The following is a 17,017-nucleotide window of genomic DNA, read 5'->3' on the forward strand; positions in this document are numbered from 1 at the left end:
TTCACGGGTGGACGAGGACCTGGGCGAGCGCCACCCGCCCCGTGCCGGTCGCTTTGATCGTCACATGGCGGGTGGTGCCGGCCAGGTCGACCAGGGTGGGGCGCAGGGCCTCGCCCGTCACGTGGACGGTTCCCGTGTCCGTGCTCACGTCGAAGTCCGCGGTGGTCATCGAGGCGTCGTTCCAGACCTCGATCCGGCTGACGTGCCGGGGGCGGCCCAGGTCGACGCGCCACCAGGCCCCCTCCTCGCGGAGCGTTCGGGTGTCGGTCGTGGTGTCACCGTCGATCGCGCGGCTCGCCGCGGCCGAGCCGTCCTGCGACGACTGGCTCGGGGTGCCGGTGCGCGCCAGGTCGCGGCGCAGATGCTCGGCCGGGGCGCTGCCGGCTCCCGCGGAGACGGCCGTGCGCAGGGCCTGGGCGGGCAGTTCGTCCAGGCCTGTGTGGTTGCCGGTCATCACGGAGCCCCGGCCGCCGAGGTCGGGGGCCGCGGTGTCGGTCCAGTTGCCGCTCACGGTGTTCTCGATCCCGTAGTCGGCCCAGTTGGAGACCCACTTGTAGCCGACGCGGGTGATCACGTTGCGGTCGACGCGCAGGTGGCTGCTCTGCTCGTCGAGGTAGATGCCGTTGCCGTCGCGTTCGGTGTTGCCGTAACCGGAGCGGTTGATGTAGTTGCCGGAGATCACCGTGCCCGGCTGGGAGCCCTGCGTGTAGACGGCGCCCCCGTCGTGCTGGGCGTGGGAGACCTCCATGACGTGTGTGATGCGGTTGTTGGTGATCGCGTTGTCGCGGAGCACGGACCGCCTGGCCTCCGGTTGGTTCCAACCCCAGCCCACCGAGACGCCCGAGTACGGCAGGCGGTCGAGCGTGTTGTGGTCGACGGTCAGCTCCGCCTCGTAACCGGCCCAGATACCGACGGCGTCGGTGTACTCGACGCCCGCCCCACGGACGGTATTGTGGGAGACCGTGTTGCGCTCACCCGCGAGGGCCTCCTCGGGCCGCGGCTCGGTGTCCCCCACGTACAGGGCGCCGGAGGAGAGGTCGGTGAAGGAGGAGCGGGTGACGGACGAGTCCTTCGTGCCGGCTTCCAGGATCGCGCCCGCGCCGCCGAGGTGGGTGAAGCGTGCGCGCTCGACGGTGATATGCCGCCCGCCGCGCACGGTCAGGGCCGCCGACGGCTTGGTGTAGTGGCGGCCTGCGTGGTCGACGGGGCCGTCGGCACCCGTGAGGGTGAGACCCGCCTGGGTGCCCGCGTAGCCCTCGTCGGTGCCGGGCTGCCGGTAGGCGGCGTGGGCGAACCCGAGGCCCGCGAGGGTGAGGTCGTGGGCGCCGTCGATCACGAGCAGCTGCTCGGTGTGCGGGGTGACGGCCTGTGCCCGGCGCATGTCCTCGCCCTTGCGCGGCAGATAGGTGACCGTGCGTGCTCCCGAGTCCCACACGAACTCCCCCGGTTCGTCCAAAAGCTCCACGGCGTTCTCGAAGAAGGCGACACCCGTGTACCGGTCGGAGTCGACGGTCGTGCTGTCCCAGGAGGGGCCCGTGCGGTCGGTGCCGCTGGAGGAGTTGGTCCAGCAGGGCCGGGCGAAGGTCAGGTCGTCACCGCTCACGCCGGAGACGCGGCAGTGGTAGTTGCGCCAGCGGACCCTGATGACGGCTTCCGCGTCGGTGGGCCTGCGCCAGTCCGCGATGCCGGTGGCACGGGCGCCGCTCATGCCCTCCTTGGTCGCGTCGCACACCTCGGCCGCACACGCCGCGCCGCGCGCCCGGACCGCGCGCTCGCCGTCCACGAACAGCTGGCGCGGGGTGACCCCGTCCGGCACGCCGGCCGTCCAGGTGCCGTCCCCGTTACGGGACCAGCCGCTCAGCGCACGGGCGCCGGACAGGACGGGACGGGCTCCCGGGGCCGCCGACCAGGTGACGGTGTGCCCTTGCTGCCCTGAGTCCCGCTCGTCCAGACGCAGCGGCTCGGTACGGGCGTAGGTGCCCGAGCGGAGAAGTACGCGGGTGTCGCGGCCGGTCACGGTGCGTGCCTCGTCCCGCGCGCCCTCCAGGGAACACGGCCGTGCGCGGGTGCAGGCGTCGCCCTGCCCGTGCGGGGCCGCGTACAGGGTGCGGGGGCCGCTGTCGGCGTGCGCGAGCGGCGGGCCGGCGAGGAGAGTGAGGAGGAGGAGTGTCGCGGCCAGGAGTGCCGTGGCCGCGGGCCGTGCTGCTGCGGTGAAGCGGTTCACGTGTCGGCCTTCCAGTCGGGGCGGCCCGGCATCGGCGGGTTGACGGCGCCGAACAGCCAGCCGCGCAGGAAGCGGTCGAGGGAGCGGTCACCGGTGACCCGCACGGTGTGCCGGATGAAGTCCTCGCTGGTGACGTTCCGGTCCTTGAAGCGCTCGGGCCACAGCCGCATGACGCGGGAGAACCGCCGCTCGCCGAGGCGCAGGCGCAGCGCGTACAGGACCAGGGCTCCGCCGTCGTAGATGTTGGTGCCGCCCAGCTCGCGGGGCAGCCCCGGCGGGCCGTGCTCGGCGCGGACCTCGTCGAGCTCGGCGTAGGTGGCCTTCATCTTCTCCTCCAGGTCCGACCATCCCCGCTCCTCGCTGTAGAGCGCGGCGTAGTAGACGGCTGGTCCCTCGTTCAGCCACGCCTGCTGCCAGTCGGCGGGCGTGACGGAGTCGCCGTACCACTGGTGCACCAGCTCGTGCACCATCGTGGTCTCCCAGACGGGGCGCCCCTCGTCGTCGGGTTCGAACCAGTCGGTGGACAAGAGGCTGAGGGTCTGGTTCTCCAGTGCGTCGGAGTAGCCGTCGTAGAGGTGGCAGCCGTAGACGGAGAACGGGTAGCGTCCGAACCTGGCCTCCAGCCAGGCGAGATGGTCGGCGGTGCGGTCGACGATCGGACGGTACGTCTCCTCCTGGCCCTGGGGGACGACGTGCCGCAACGGCAGGCCGCGAGGTCCGCTGCCGTACAGGTAGGTTCCCTTGACCACCGCGATGCCCACGAGTTCGGTGGCCATGCGCTCGCGCAGGGCGAAGTGCCAGACGGTGGAGCCGTCGGGGCGCGGTGTCCTGTGCAGCAGTTCACCGTTGGCGGTGGCGACGTATCCCTGCGGTGCGCCGATGTGGAACGTCCAGGTGGCCTTGTCCAAGGGGTGGTCGTTGCAGGGGAAGAAGGTGTCGGCCCGGGAGGACTGGGCGGCGCAGGCGAATCCGCCGTCGGAGCCGAACCGCCAGCCGGTCAGGCCCGTGCGGGGAGCCTTGCCGTTGCCGTGGTAGCGGATGTCGAGTGTGAAGGCGGTGGAGCGGCGCAGCGGGCGCCGGGGGGTGACGGTGAGCTCCTGGCCGCTCTCCCCTTCGGACAGCTGCCATGCCGCCGCCCGCCCGTCCACGGTGACGGAGTCGATCGTGTGCCCGTCGGTGTCCAGGTTGAAGGCCGAGAGGTCCTGAGTCGCCGTGGCCCGCAGGGTCACGCGGCCGGTGAAGTCATAGGTCTCCGGGGTGAAGTCGAAGGTGAGGTCGTAGTGGCCGACCTGGTAGCCGCCGTTGCCGAGGGTCGGGAAGAGCGGGTCGCCGAGGCCGTCGGAGCCGGGCCGCGGGTCGAAGCCCCCGCCCTGGGAGGCGTCGGCGGCCCGGGCGGGCGAGCCGAGGGCGGGTACGGCGAGCGCGGCGGCCACCGCCGTGCCGCCCAGCCGCAGGGCGGCACGTCTGCTGGAGGGTGGGCGGCTCATTTCTTTCCCTTCTGGAGGGCTTCCTCGAACTCGCCGCGGGCCTTCTCGGCGCCCTTGTCGAGATAGTCCTTGACGAGGCTGTCGTAGGCGGACATCGGCTTGCGGCCCGAGATGATGTCCTTGAGGCCGTCCTGCTTGAGCGTGTGGAGGCTGCCGGTGCCCTTGGCCTCCCAGGTCGGCGAGAAGACCGCGAGGGTGGGGTCGGGGGCCAGCATCGGGATCATCTTCGAGTAGGCCGCGTGGGCGTACCGGACCGCGTCCTTCGAGGCCGGGCTGAAGACGGCGGGCACCGCGGAGGCGAGCATCTTCCACGGCGCGGCCACGTCCTGGGTGCCGCGTTTGGTGAGCACCGGGTTGCCGTGGGTGTCGCGGGTGAAGTCGGTGCCCTCGACGCCGTAGTTGATGAGCGTGTACTCCTCGCTGCCGAAGGGGGCCGCGACGAAGTCGGCGAGAGCGAGCAACTGCTTGACGCGTGCGGCCGGCGCCTTCCTGACGAAGGTGGTGGAGAGGCTGAGGTTGTCCGTCCAGGCGACGGCTCCGGAACCGAAGGGCGTCATCGGGCGGGGGTCGTAGGTCTTGTCGACCGCGGCCATGGCGGCGACGTATCCGGTGCTGGGCGTCAGGTAGGGCGGCATGCCGTCGTAGACGTAGGCGGCCTTGCCGTTCTTGAACAGGTCCGTGTACTGGGCTTTCTGGGCGCCGGACATGCCCAGCGAGCCGGGGTAGAAGCAGCCGGCCTCGTGCAGCTTGCGGGCCGTCTCGACAGCGAGCCGGTACTCGTCGGTCTCCAGATCGGCGGTGAACCGGCCGCTCTTGGCGTCCATCCGCCAGTGATAGGGCGCTCCGGCCGACATGGCGAGCAGATTGGTGACGTCCGCCATGATCGCGTACTGGTCGTGCCCTGGGCGGGTCAGCTCCTTGCACAGCTCCGTGAAACGGTCGAGGCCGGTGATCTCGTCGAGGTCCGAGACACCCGCCCTGGCGAAGAGGTCGTGCCGGTAGAAGCCGGCGCCGCCCGTGACCGCCCGGGAGATCGGGACGCCGTAGAGCTTCCCGTCGTAGATCGCTTTCTGCCAGGCCCCCTTCGGAATGGCGGCGAGGTTGGGGTACGCCTCGATCCTGTCCCCGGCGAGGAAGGGGGTGAGGTCGGCGCAGGCGGCGGCGAGGAACCCGGCCTTGTTGTCGAGCCCGCCCGTCTCCGGGTACATGAACAGGTCGGGCAGGTTGTTGCCGGCCACCATGGTGGAGAACTTGCCCGGATAGTCGTCGGCCGGTACGGCGGTCAGGTCGACGGTGCCGCCCAGCTTCTTCTCGATCGCCCGCCAGGCGGCGTTCCTCTCGCGCCCGGCCGGCGGTGGGGCGAAGGTCTCCATGGCCGCCGAGACCGGCTCCGCGCCCTTGAGGGGACGGCCCTTCACGGCCGGCAGCGGTGTGGCCGGGTAGCGGAAGAACGCCTGCGGCACGCCCTCGGCGGTGCCCGGCAGGTCGGGCTTGACGCCGATGTCGCGCACCGCCGTGTGGGGCAGCAGCTTGGGGCTCCTGGTGCCTGGCCTGGCTCTCGTGCCCCCGTCTCCGCAGGCGGTCACGAGCGGGGTGGCGGCCAGGGTGAGGCAGAGCCCGGCTCCGGTACGCAGGAGCGCTCTTCGGTCGATGCGGGCGGAGGAGGGCACCTTGCGGTCTCCTTGCGTGAGGCGGGGAGGGCGGGAGGCGGCGGAGCGGCGCGGACGTCGGGGGCTCAGCCCTTGACGGCTCCGGTGAGGACGCCCTTGGTGAAGTAGCGCTGCAGGAAGGGGTAGACGAGCAGGATCGGGACGACGGCGACGACCAGCACGGCCATCTGCACGGACTGGTGAGGCGCGGTGCTCTCGCCCAGCGCGGTGCCGCCCAGGCTCTGGCCCTGGAGGACGAAGGTGCGCAGCACCAGCGGGATCGGCCACTTCTCGGAGTCGTCGAGGTACAGCAGCGCGTTGAAGAACGCGTTCCAGTAGGTGACGGCGTAGAAGAGGCTGATGACCGCGAGGACCGCCTTGGACAGCGGCAGGACGAGGCGTACCAGGATGCGCAGGTCCCCGGCGCCGTCCACGCGTGCGGCGTCGAAGAGCTCACCGGGCAGGTTCATGAAGAACGAGCGGAGCACCACCAGGTTGAACGCGCTGACCAGGGTGGGCAGCACGAGCGCGGCGTAGGTGTCGTACAGCCCCAGCTCGTTGACGAGCAGGAAGTTGGGGATGATGCCGGGGTTGAACAGCATCGTGAACAGGGCCGTCATCAGCATGAAGCGCGATCCTGTGACGTCCCGCCGGGAGAGCCCGTAGGCCATGCCTATGGTGATCAGCAGGCTGGCCACGGTGCCCACTACGGTGATGCCGATGCTCACCAGCAGGGCGCGCAGGACGACTCCGCCGGTGAAGAGGGTGCGGTACGCCTCCAGTGTGGGGTGGTCGGGCCACAGGACGAGCCCGGTGCTTTTGACGATGTCGGTCTGGGAGGCGAAGCTCGTCCCGATCACGCCCAGCAGCGGGTAGGCGACCGCGAGGACGACCACGGAGAGGACCGCGGCCTTCGCCACCAGCGTGGCCTTTCTCGGTTTCTCCATCCACGGTGGACGGGCCTGCGCGCCGCCTCGCCCCGTGGCCGGGTGCCGGGAGGGAGGGCGGGGACGGGTCCGGGCTCCGCTGTCCGCTCCCGGGCCCGTCTTGGCCGTGGTCTGGTCAGCGGTCAGCACCGCGGTACACCCCTTCGTGGCCGAGGCGGTGGGCGACCTTGTTGGCCCCCAGGACGAGGGCGGTGCCGATGACCGCCTTGATGAGGCCCACGGCGGCGGCGACGCCCCAGTCGTTGTCCTTGATGCCGTGGTAGTAGACGTAGGTGTCGAGGACCTCTCCGGCACCGGGGCCGACCGCGTCGCGCTGGAGCAGGATCTGCTCGAAGCCCACGGACAGGACCTGGCCGAGGTTGAGGATCAGCAGCAGGATGATCACCGGGGCGAGCCCCGGCAGGGTGACGTGCCACAGCCGGCGGGCAGGTCCTGCCCCGTCGATGGCGGCGGCCTCGTAACTCTGGCGGTCGATGGTGAGCAGCGCGGCGAGGATGATGATGGTCCCCCAGCCCGCGTCCTTCCACACCATCTGGAGGGTGAGCAGCCAGGGGAAGGCCTCCGGGTCGCTCATCATGTCGTAGCGGGGCAGCCCCAGGCTCCCGAGGACGTCGGGGAGCAGCCCGGCGCCGCCGAGGATCTGCTGGAAGACCGAGACGATGATGACCCAGCCGATGAAGTGCGGGAGGTAGACCACGCTCTGCACGAAGCGGCGGAGACGGTCGCTGACGACGCTGTTGAGCAGCAGCGCGAGACCGATGGGGACGGGGAAGAAGAAGACCAGCTGGATCACGGCGATCCGCAGGGTGTTGCCGGCCGCGGACCAGAAGGCCGGCTGGGCGAACGCCGTGGTGAAGTTGGTGAAGCCGGCCCAGACGCTGTGCATGTAGCCGAGGTAGGGCTGGTAGTCCTGGAAGGCCACCATGTAGCCGAGCAGCGGCACGTAGTGGAAGACCACGAAGTAGGCGAGCCCGGGCAGGGCCAGCAGCAGCATCACCTTGTCCCGCTTGATGCGCTGCCAGAGGGTCAGGCGGCGAACCGGCGCGGGGGCAGGCGGTCTTCGGGCGCTTCGGCGTGGTGTGTCCAGCGGTGCGGGTGGAGCGGTGTCAGCCATGATGCGGTCCTGTCGGGCTGGGGCGATGCCACGGGGCCTACTGCGCCCGCAACGTAGTAACCGCTTACGTACAGCGTCAAGAGATGTGTCAGCGCGCTCTGCACCCAGGAGTGGACGCCCGCTTGACGAGGGCTCAGCGACTCCCTAGCTTTTCCGGCAGCCCATAGAATGCGTTTACTGTCCGGAGGCAAGGTGCGCACTACCGACGAGGCGCCGGCTCACACCGGTACGGACACCGCGGCACAGCCCTCCCGTCGGCCGCGCACCCTGCTGGCCATGACGCCGGGCCTCCTCGACGAGCTCTTCCCGGCCCCCGCGAGAGCCCTGCTGGAGGAGATCGCGGACCTCCAGACGCCGGCGCCCGCCGACGAGTTCACCTCACCCGGGGCCCGCGAGGCGCTGGCGCACTGCGAGGTGCTGCTCACCGGCTGGGGCTGTCCGCCGGTGGACGCGTCCGTGCTGGAGCGCGCCCCGGCCCTGCGGGCGGTCGTCCACGCCGCCGGCACCGTCAAGACCTTTCTCGCACCCGACGTCTTCGAGCGCGGCATCGTCGTCTCGTCCGCCGCCGCGGCCAACTCGGTGCCCGTGGCCGAGTTCACGCTGGCCGCCATCATCATGGGCGCCAAGCGCGCCTTCCCGCTCGCCCGCCTCTTCCGCGACCGCCGCACCCACCGCACCGCCGCCGACCTGGGCCGCCAGCACTGGCTCGGCACCAACGGGCTGCGGGTCGGCGTCGTCGGAGGCTCCAGAACCGGGCGCCGCGTCATCGAACTGCTGGAAGCCCTCGATGTGGACATCACCCTCTACGACCCCTATGTGACGGACACCGAGGCACGCGCGCTGGGGGCGACCCGCCTCGAGTTGGACGCGCTGCTGGCCACCAGTGACGTGGTGACGGTGCACGCTCCGCAGACCCCGGCCACCCGCCACCTGCTGGACGCCCGCCGCATCGGACTCATGCGTCCCGGCACGCTGCTCGTCAACACCGCACGCGGCGCCCTCGTCGACACCGAGGCACTGACCGAGCACCTGGTGTGCGGGCGGATCGACGCCGTACTCGACGTCACAGAGCCCGAACCCCTCCCGGCCCACCACCCGCTGTGGGACCTGCCGAACGTCTGGATCACCCCGCACCTGGCCGGCGCCCAGGGCAACGAGACCGCCAGGCTCGGCACCCAGGCCGTCGAGGAGCTGGCCCGCTTCGCGCGCGGCGAGCCGTTCGCCCACCCGGTGCCGGCGGCCGAGTTGGAGCGCCTCGCATGACGTACCGCACGCCCCGGGTCATAGGCTTCGCGCCACCAGACGACGTCACGGAGGGGATGGGCCGTATGGGGCGCCAGAGCGGCACGGACGCGGACGGACAGCGCCGCTCGACGGTCACCGATGTGGCCCGGCGTGCGGGGGTCTCCACCGCGACCGTCTCGCGCGTGCTGAACCGCAACTATCCGGTCGCGGCGGCCACGCGGGAACGCGTCGAGAAGGCGATCCAGGAGCTGGGCTACGTCGTCAACGCCCACGCGCGGGCGCTGGCGGGGGTCTCGGGGCGGACCGTGGGCATCATCGTCAACGACGTCGTGGACCCGTTCTACGCCTACATCGCACGCGGTGTGGAACGGGAGGCGTCCCGTGGCGGCCGGCTGTGCCTGGTCTGCTGCACCCAGGGCGATCCGCAGCGGGAGCTGGCCTTCGTCGAGCTGATGCACGAGCGCCGCGCCGACGCGGTGATCGTGGTGGGCGGAAGCGTCGCCGACCGCGCGTACACGGACGAACTCGCCCGGCGCGCCACGGAGTTGGACGCGGACGGATCCAAGCTCGTGCTGTGCGGGAGGCCGCCGCTGGGTGAGCGGGTGCCCACCGCGTCGGTCGAGTACGACAACGAGGGCGGTGCGTTCGCGCTCACCGACCACCTGCTGACGCAGGGGCACGAGCGCGTCCTGTATCTGGGCGGGCCGCCCGGCCTGTCCACCACCCGCGACCGGCTCGCGGGCCACCGGCGTGCGCTGGAACTGCGCGGCGCGGAGCCGGATTCCGCGCTGGAGCAGCCCGGCGCCTTCAGCCGGGCCTTCGGCGCCCGGCGGATGGCCGAGGTGCTCAGGCAGGGCATCCGGTTCACGGCGGTGTTCGCGGCGAACGACATCGTGGCCGCCGGAGCGGCCCAGGCGCTGGAGGAGGCGGGGGTGCGGGTGCCGCAGGACGTCTCCCTGGTCGGGTACGACGACGTGCCCGTGGCGCAGGAGATGCGCCCCCGGCTGACGACCGTGCACGTGCCGCTCGAGGAGATGGGGCGGCAGGCCGTGCGCGTCGCCCTGCGCGACGAGGACGAGGACCCCTGGCGCGAACCCGCCACAGGCGTGGTCCGGCTGGGCACGCACATCGTGGTACGGGACTCCGTGGCGCCGCGGGGCACACACCGCGGCCGCATGTGACCGCTTACTCCGACCGCACTCACCGTCCGAAGGAGCCCAGGATGCGCTCTTCCCCCACCCGCATGGTGACCGGCCGCCGCGCCCTCCTGGCCGCACCGGCCGCCGCCCTGCTCCCCCGCCCCGTTCAGGCCCGCGCGGCACAGACCGGGGGGCCGGCCAGGGAGGCCGGTGTGTTCGAGACCCTGCTCACCCGCGCCACCCAGCTCCTCACCGGATACGACACCGATCCAGCCGATCCCGACGTCGCCGCCGCCCTCGGCCGGCTGGAGACCGCGGCGACCGACCTGTGGCAGCGGCTGGACCGCTCCACCTCCCGGACCGCGCTGTGGAGCGACCTGTCCCCCGTCACCGAGCCGGGCAACTTCGGGCAGAGCTACACCCGCCTGCGCACCCTCGCCCTCGCATGGGCCACCCCCGGTACCGGCCTGTCCGCCTCGGAAGAGGTGGCGGACGCGCTGGTCGGGGCGCTTCGCTTCCTGCACGACGAGGCGTACCACGCGCAGGCCCAGGAGAGCGGCAACTGGTGGTTCTGGGAGATCGGCGCCCCCCGCGCGCTGCTGGACAGCTGCGTGCTCGTGCGCGCGCACGTGCCGGCCGACGACCTGAGCCGGTACCTGGCCGCGGTCGACCGCTTCTGTCCCGGTCCCGACCGCCGCACCAACTCCCCTTCCCTGTCGGAGACCGGTGCCAACAGAGCCGACAAGTGCCTCATCGTCGCCCTGCGCGGCCTGCTCGGACGGGACGAGGGGAAACTCGCCTCCGCCCGCGACGGCCTCTCCGACACCCGCGACTCCGGGCGCAACACCCTCTTCGGGTACGTCACCTCGGGCGACGGCTTCTACGAGGACGGCTCCTTCGTCCAGCACGAGGCCGTGGCCTACACGGGTTCGTACGGGAACGTGCTGCTCACCGGCGTCGCCCAGGCCATCGCGCTGCTCGCGGAATGCCCCTGGGCCGTCACCGATCCGCGCGTGGAGGTGGTGTACGACGCGGTTGAGAAGTCCTTCGCGCCGCTGGTCTTCGACGGGCTGATGGCGGACGCCGTACGCGGGCGTGCCGTCTCCCGCGAACAGGAGAGCGACCACACCGCCGGCGCGGCGCTGATCTCCGCCGTCCTGCTGCTCGCCGAGAGCGCCCCCGCCGCCCGCGCGAAGAGGTGGCGGGCCCTGGTCAAGGGCTGGCTAGAGCGCAACCGCAGCTACCCCTACGTCGATGAGGCGGACGTGCCCCAGGTGGTGCGCGCCAAGGCGTTGCTGGCCGACGGACACGTGCGTCCCGCAGAGCGCCCCGCCTCGCACGTGGTCTTCGCCGACATGGACCGGGTGGTGCACCGCAGGCCCCGCTGGGCGCTCGCGCTCTCGCTCTCCTCCCGGCGCATCGCCGGGTACGAGGCGGGCAACGGGGAGAATCTGCACGGCTGGTACACCGGCGACGGCATGACGTACCTCTACACCGAGGACGACCTCGGCCAGTTCGGTGACGGTTTCTGGCCGACCGTCGACCCGTACCGGCTGCCGGGGACCACGGTCGAGGTCCGGCACCGCGAGGACGCGGGCACCGGTGCCGGGACCGGCCTCTACCTGCCGTCGAACCGCGTCGCGGGCGGCGCCGCGCTGGAGGGCCGGTACGGGGTGTCCGCCATGGAGCTGATCGGCGTCGAAGGCAGCCCGCGGGCCAAGAAGGCCTGGTTCTTCCTCGACAACGCGCTCGTCGCCCTCGGCGCCGGCATCCGCGCCGGGGAAGGCCGCAGGGTCGAGACCGTCGTGGAGAACCGCAACCTGCACGCGCACGGCACCTCGGCTCTCCGCGTCGACGGCGTCCGCATGCCCGGCGCCCAGGGCTGGTCGAAGGCGTTCGACCGGGCCGGCTGGGCCCACCTGGAGGGCGTCGGCGGCTACGTCTTCCCCGCGGGCGCGGCACTGCGCGCGCTGCGCGAGGAGCGTACCGGAGCGTGGCGGGACATCAACACCGGCGCGGACACCGCCGGCGGCTCCAGGCCGCTGACGCGGCGCTACCTCACCCTCTGGTTCGACCACGGCGTCTCCCCCACCGACGGGGGCTACGCCTACGTGGTGCTGCCGGGCGCCTCGGTCGCGGCGACCGCCAGGTGGCGGGTCTCGCGGCCCGTACGCGTGGCCGCCAACTCGCCGACGGTGCAGGCGGTCGAGTCCCGCCGGGACGGCCTGACGGCGGCCCAGTTCTGGCAGGCCGGCACCGCCGCGGGCCTGGCCACCGACGGGCCCGCCTCGGTAGTGGTACGCCGCGGCCGCGGCGAGGCGACCGTCTCCGTCGCCGACCCGTCACGCACCGCTGACCGGGTCACCGTCCGCCTGCCCTTCCCCGTGCGGTCCTTTCTCAGCGGTGACGACACCGTGTCCCTCACCCCCGGTCGCCACCCGCTGCTGACCGTCGCGGTGGGCGGCTCGCGCGGCCACACCCACCACGCCCGCCTGAGGTGACACCGCCCGCATCCGGAGGGTCCTTTCTCATGTCCGTCCCGCCCCACCTGCCGCTGCCGCCGACCGACCGGGTCCGCTCTCCCCGCACCGGGTGGACGCGCGCCCACTGGGAGGCGGTCGCCGACCGGCTCCTCGACGCGTTCCTGCCGTACGCCACTCCAGGGCTCGCCCAGTACCGGCTGCCGGGCCGGGGCAGTTGGTCGGGGGTCGTCCTCGACGGTCTGGAAGGCTTCGCCCGCTCCTTCCTGCTCGCCGCGTGCCGCATCGCGGGCGCGGGCGGCGACGTCGACGCGGCGCTGGTCGAGCGGTACGCCGCCGGGCTCGCCTCGGGGACCGACAGGGCCGGCGGTGAGGCCTGGCCCGCGCTGACCGACTGCTCGCAGCAGATGGTCGAGGCCGCCTCGATCGCCGTCGCCCTGCACGAGACCAGGCCCTGGCTGTGGGACCAACTGGATGCCCGGGTGCAGGAGCGGATCGTCGACTGGTTGTCCGGCTTCGTCGGCGCACGCACCTGGGACAACAACTGGCGGCTTTTCCAGGTGGTCTCCGAGCAGTTCCTCGCCTCGGTCGGCGCCCCGCACCGCAGGGCCGACATCGAGAGCGGCCTGGACCGGATCGAGGACTGGTACGTGGCGGACGGCTGGTACACCGACGGGGACGGCCGCAACTTCGACTACTACGGCGGCTGGGCCCTGCACCTGTATCCGCTGCTCTGGTCCAGGATGGCAACGGCAACCGAGGGCACCGACGGCGGCCGCGGCGAGGTCTACCGGCAGCGGCTGAGCGCCTACCTCGCCACCTATCCGCACTTCTTCGGCGGCGACGGCGCACCCGTCCACCAGGGGCGTTCCCTGTCCTACCGGTTCGCCGTCCTGGCCCCGGCGTGGATGGGCGCGCTGGCGGACTGCACCCCGCTGGCGCCCGGCCTCACCCGCCGCCTCGCCTCGGGAACGCTGCGGCATTTCGTGGAGCGCGGCGTCCCCGACGAACGGGGGCTGCTGCCGCTGGGCTGGTACGACACGTTCCTGCCCGCGTCGCAGCCCTACTCGGGCCCCGCGTCGCCGTACTGGGCGAGCAAGGGGTTCCTCGGGCTGCTGCTGCCTCCGGACCACCCGGTGTGGACGGAGACCGAAAGCCCGCTGCCCGTGGAGGAGACCGACCAGTGCGTCGCGCTCCCGGCCCCCGGCTGGCTGCTGCACAGCACCCGGCACGACGGCCTCGTCCGGCTCGTCAACCACGGAAGCGACCACCAGCCGCCGCGCGGCGTCGGCCAGGACGATCCGCACTACGGCGCCTTCGCCTACTCGACGGCCACGGCGCCCACCAGCGCCCCGCACGCCCGGCAGCGGACCCGCGACAACCACCTCGCGCTGCTCGCCCCCGACGGCACCCCCTCGTCGCGCCGCCGCATCCACCCCCTCAGCTGTGCGGACGGCCAGGCGTCGTCCTGGTACGAGGCCGAACTGCCCGGGCACCCTGGCACCTTCCGCATCGAGACGGTCTCGCTGCCGCACGGGCCGTGGGAGGTCCGGGTCCACCGCGTCCAGGCGCCGCCGGGCGCGTCGGTCCGGGAGAGCGGTTACGCGGTCGCCCACCGGCAGCCCGTGCACACGGCGACCGGCCCGGGGTGGGCCCTGGCACGTACGGCGGACGGGCTGACGAGTGCCGTGATCGCGCTGCACGGCTGGGATGAGGACGGGGCCTCGGTCGCCCTGGAGACGCACGCCAACGCGTACGGACCGCACTCGGCGACGCCCTCCGTGACGCTGACCGGCCACCCGGAGGACGCCGGGGCGGCCGGCGGTCTCCACGCCTCTTTGATCGTGCTCTCCCGGAACGCCGTGGACCCGTGCGCGCTGCGTGCGTCGGTGACCGCCGAGGTCAGCGGCGAGACGCTCCTCGTCCGCTTTCTCGACGGCACCGTGCTGCGACCGCGCTGGGCGGCCTCGACAAGGACAGGGGGTGGCAACCCCCTGGACGCGCAGCCCCGTTGACCGCTCGACCGGTGTGGCTTAGCGTCAGCACATCAGACATCTGACGTCTTCTCACCTGGGGCCGCCTACATGGAAACGCGCGCCGATGGACCGCGGAACAACCGCACGCCGGGCCCGGGCCGCCGGGCACTGGCCGGTGTGGTGGGCGCGACGGCGGCGGGAGTGCTGCTCTCGTCGCGCGAGGCGGCAGCCGCCCCGGCCTCTTGGGCGGCCGCCTCGGCCAGACCCTCCCTGCGGGACACCGCCACCTCGGGCAACGGCGCAGACACCGCCGACTCCGCGCTGCCCGTGCTTCGGCCCGGCGACGACTGGCAGCAGACGCTGGCACGCACGAGCTGGGTCCAGCTGGTTCCCGGATCCACCTACACGCTCTCCTCGGCGGTCGAACTCCCGGACGCCTGCCTCATCGTGGGCAACGGCGCCACCGTCACCGTCACCGGAGCCTCGATGGGGGCGCTGCGGGCCACCAGAAAGCGCGACATCACCCTCACCGGCATCCACTTCCGCGGCCAGGACGCCGACCCCCTCGGCAGCGCCATGGCGGCGGACCACGTGGCGGTGGCCCTCACCCGAGCCAGCGACGTACGCGTGACGGGCTGCGACTTCACCCACTGGCGCGGCGCGGGCCTCGTGGTGACCGGCTCCGCCTCCGACGACTTCGTCGCGTCCCGCACGCTGATCAGCGGCAACACCTTCGACCGGTGCTACTTCGGCGCCTCCACCGCGGACCGCAGCGAGTACGCGGTGCTGGCGGACAACGTCTTCACCCACTGCCGACTCGCCCTGTGGAACTCCTCGGGGAACTGGAACATCCACGGCAACACCGTCGTCGGCTGCTACGGCGCCTACTACTCCCTCGCCGCCACCAGCCCCTACGGGCGACAGAGCGACGACAACTGGAACCACGGAGCCCTCACCGGCAACACGCTCAACCACGCGAACGGCGGCACCTCCCCCCGCTGGACGGCGAACGCCGCCTTCCCCCTCGACGGCTCCTCCCGCGACCCCGGCCCCGGCGTCGTCGTGTCCGGGCTGCTGCCTCCCACCTTCAGCGGCAACACCCTGTGGTACACGGACGTGACCGCCGCCGACCTCCAGGGCAGCGGCTGGGTCCTGAGCGGCTGCGCCCTCTCCGACCTCACCGTGCGCTGCTCCGGTTCGGCACCCGTGCACCTCGTCGGCCACCAGGGCAACCACCCGCCCACGCTGGAGGGCAACGTCACCGACGTGCTGGCCGGCGCGAGCGGCCGATCCCCGTCCGCCACCGGTTAGACCCCTCGCGCCCCGGGCGTTGTCCGCTCACCGATCGGCGTGATCACGTGGGGGCCCAGCCCGCACGACGGTGCCGGCGAGAGTGACGGGAGAAGCGTCGATGGTCAAGGAAGCGGAGGGGGAGCCCTCCCGGCCGGTCAACTGGGCGGGGAACATCCGGTACACGGCCGAACAGCTGCACCGCCCCGCTTCGCCTGACGCCCTGCGCGCACTCGTGGCCGGCAGCCGCCAGGTACGGGTGCTGGGCAGCGGGCACACTTTCAACCGGCTCGCCGACACCGACACCACGCGGGGCGCGCTGGTCTCGCTGGCCGGGCTGCCACCCGTGACGGAGGTGGACACCGCGGCCCGTACGGTACGGGTGGGCGGAGGGGTGCGCTATGCGGAGCTGGCCGCACACGTGCACCGCCACGGCCTCGCTCTGGCCGCGATGGCGTCGCTGCCGCACATCTCGGTCGCGGGCGCTGTGGCGACGGGCAGCCACGGCTCCGGCGACACGACGCCGCCGCTGTCGGCCGCGGTGCGGGAGGTGGAACTCGTGACCGCGGACGGCTCGCGGGCCGTGGTGCGGCGAGGCGAGCCCGACTTCGAAGCCGCCGTGGTCTCGCTCGGCGCGCTGGGGGTGGTCACGGCGCTGACGCTGGACCTGGAGCCGGCCTACGAGGTCGAGAGCCACGTGTTCGACGGCTTCCCGATGGCGGACCTGGCCACGGAGAGCGACGTGGCGGCGGTGACGGGGTCGGCCTCCAGCGTCAGCCTGTTCACCGACTGGCGTACCCCGAGGTGGACACAGGTGTGGCTCAAGCGGCGCTGCGACGGACCCGAGGTCTGCTTTCCCTGGTCGGCGCCCGTCACGGAGCAGCGCCATCCCGTGCTGGGCCGAGCGGGGGCCAACTGCACCGCGCAGGGCGGCCTTCCGGGCCCCTGGCACGAGCGGCTGCCCCACTTCAGGCCGGAGTTCACCCCCAGCAGCGGCGCGGAGTTGCAGTCCGAGTACCTGGTGCCGCGGACGGAGGCCAGGCCCGCGCTCGCCGCGCTGGCCGAGGCCGGGGAGACCGTCGCGGCGGCGCTCCAGGTGTGCGAGGTGCGGACGGTCGCGGGCGACGACCAGTGGCTGAGCCCGGCGTACGGCCGCGACTCGCTGGCCGTCCACTTCACCTGGACACCTGAGCTCCCCCTGGTGAGGGAAGCGGTGGCGGCCGTCGAGGAGGCTCTGGCGCCGTTCGCGGCCCGCCCGCACTGGGGGAAGGTCTTCACCGTCTCGCACCGGCGGCTGCGGGACGTCCACCCGCGCCTCACCGACTTCGCCCGCGTGGCGTCGCGCTGGGACGCGGGCGGGAAGTTCCGCAACGGCTTCCTCCGTACGGTCCTGGAGGGGTGAGAGCGACGTCCGCCGGACGGCGCGGAGTCCGGGTGGACCGAACGGGGGTGTGCGTGCCCGTGTC

Annotated in this window: 11 protein-coding genes; 6 read left to right on the plus strand and 5 right to left on the minus strand. The window is 72.5% G+C overall.

Annotated features, from left to right (window positions below):
* Position 1: 1 nt before the first annotated feature.
* From MMF93_RS02000 to MMF93_RS02020, 5 genes are all read right to left on the minus strand, one after another.
* Entirely contained in the window at positions 2-2,224 is a 2,223-nt protein-coding gene (locus MMF93_RS02000) for a right-handed parallel beta-helix repeat-containing protein (protein ID WP_242748969.1), read from the minus strand.
* Complete coding sequence (locus MMF93_RS02005; RefSeq protein ID WP_242748972.1) at positions 2,221-3,711, minus strand: M1 family metallopeptidase; 1,491 nt, start codon at positions 3,709-3,711, stop codon at positions 2,221-2,223. Before MMF93_RS02005 ends, MMF93_RS02000 begins: the two co-directional genes overlap by 4 nt.
* Complete coding sequence (locus MMF93_RS02010; protein ID WP_242748975.1) at positions 3,708-5,381, minus strand: extracellular solute-binding protein; 1,674 nt, start codon at positions 5,379-5,381, stop codon at positions 3,708-3,710. The genes MMF93_RS02005 and MMF93_RS02010 overlap by 4 nt, the downstream gene beginning before the upstream one ends.
* Before the next feature lie 65 nt (positions 5,382-5,446).
* The gene (locus tag MMF93_RS02015) at positions 5,447-6,307 is read right to left on the minus strand and encodes a carbohydrate ABC transporter permease (protein WP_242748978.1); all 861 of its coding nucleotides are present in this window, start codon (positions 6,305-6,307) and stop codon (positions 5,447-5,449) included.
* A gap of 115 nt (positions 6,308-6,422) precedes the next feature.
* Positions 6,423-7,421 (minus strand): ABC transporter permease, encoded by a 999-nt coding sequence (locus tag MMF93_RS02020; protein WP_242748981.1) that lies wholly within the window; start codon positions 7,419-7,421, stop codon positions 6,423-6,425.
* A 276-nt stretch (positions 7,422-7,697) separates the two neighbouring features.
* On the opposite strand from MMF93_RS02020, the gene MMF93_RS02025 reads away from it, so the two are divergent.
* The 6 genes from MMF93_RS02025 to MMF93_RS02050 all read left to right on the plus strand — a co-directional run bounded on the left by MMF93_RS02025 (position 7,698) and on the right by MMF93_RS02050 (position 16,953).
* On the plus strand, positions 7,698-8,684 hold the full coding sequence (locus MMF93_RS02025; protein WP_423835571.1) for a hydroxyacid dehydrogenase: 987 nt from the start codon (positions 7,698-7,700) through the stop codon (positions 8,682-8,684).
* Between the two features lie 65 nt (positions 8,685-8,749).
* Positions 8,750-9,847, plus strand: a complete 1,098-nt coding sequence (locus MMF93_RS02030) for a LacI family DNA-binding transcriptional regulator (protein WP_242757186.1) — start codon at positions 8,750-8,752, stop codon at positions 9,845-9,847.
* Between the two features lie 41 nt (positions 9,848-9,888).
* The gene (locus MMF93_RS02035) at positions 9,889-12,306 is read left to right on the plus strand and encodes a polysaccharide lyase 8 family protein (RefSeq protein WP_242748987.1); all 2,418 of its coding nucleotides are present in this window, start codon (positions 9,889-9,891) and stop codon (positions 12,304-12,306) included.
* Positions 12,307-12,335: 29 nt separating this feature from the next.
* The gene (locus MMF93_RS02040) at positions 12,336-14,300 is read left to right on the plus strand and encodes a DUF2264 domain-containing protein (protein WP_242748990.1); all 1,965 of its coding nucleotides are present in this window, start codon (positions 12,336-12,338) and stop codon (positions 14,298-14,300) included.
* Between the two features lie 69 nt (positions 14,301-14,369).
* Positions 14,370-15,572: a right-handed parallel beta-helix repeat-containing protein gene (locus tag MMF93_RS02045; RefSeq protein WP_242748995.1), complete on the plus strand. Its 1,203-nt coding sequence runs from the start codon at positions 14,370-14,372 to the stop codon at positions 15,570-15,572.
* 100 nt (positions 15,573-15,672) lie between these two features.
* Positions 15,673-16,953, plus strand: a complete 1,281-nt coding sequence (locus MMF93_RS02050) for an FAD-binding protein (RefSeq protein WP_242757188.1) — start codon at positions 15,673-15,675, stop codon at positions 16,951-16,953.
* The last annotated feature ends 64 nt before the right edge of the window (positions 16,954-17,017 follow it).

Origin of the sequence: Streptomyces tubbatahanensis (assembly GCF_022699385.1) — a bacterium.
Taxonomy (GTDB): Bacteria; Actinomycetota; Actinomycetes; order Streptomycetales; family Streptomycetaceae; genus Streptomyces; species Streptomyces diacarni.

Bases quoted from the DNA above. Each gene is read 5' to 3' on its own strand.
- MMF93_RS02050 (WP_242757188.1), top strand. From the start codon at position 15,673: ATGGTCAAGGAAGCGGAGGGGGAGCCCTCCCGGCCGGTCAACTGGGCG.
- MMF93_RS02020 (WP_242748981.1), bottom strand. From the start codon at position 7,421: ATGGCTGACACCGCTCCACCCGCACCGCTGGACACACCACGCCGAAGC.
- MMF93_RS02035 (WP_242748987.1), top strand. From the start codon at position 9,889: ATGCGCTCTTCCCCCACCCGCATGGTGACCGGCCGCCGCGCCCTCCTG.
- MMF93_RS02045 (WP_242748995.1), top strand. From the start codon at position 14,370: ATGGAAACGCGCGCCGATGGACCGCGGAACAACCGCACGCCGGGCCCG.
- MMF93_RS02040 (WP_242748990.1), top strand. From the start codon at position 12,336: ATGTCCGTCCCGCCCCACCTGCCGCTGCCGCCGACCGACCGGGTCCGC.
- MMF93_RS02005 (WP_242748972.1), bottom strand. From the start codon at position 3,711: ATGAGCCGCCCACCCTCCAGCAGACGTGCCGCCCTGCGGCTGGGCGGC.
- MMF93_RS02025 (WP_423835571.1), top strand. From the start codon at position 7,698: ATGACGCCGGGCCTCCTCGACGAGCTCTTCCCGGCCCCCGCGAGAGCC.
- MMF93_RS02030 (WP_242757186.1), top strand. From the start codon at position 8,750: ATGGGGCGCCAGAGCGGCACGGACGCGGACGGACAGCGCCGCTCGACG.
- MMF93_RS02015 (WP_242748978.1), bottom strand. From the start codon at position 6,307: ATGGAGAAACCGAGAAAGGCCACGCTGGTGGCGAAGGCCGCGGTCCTC.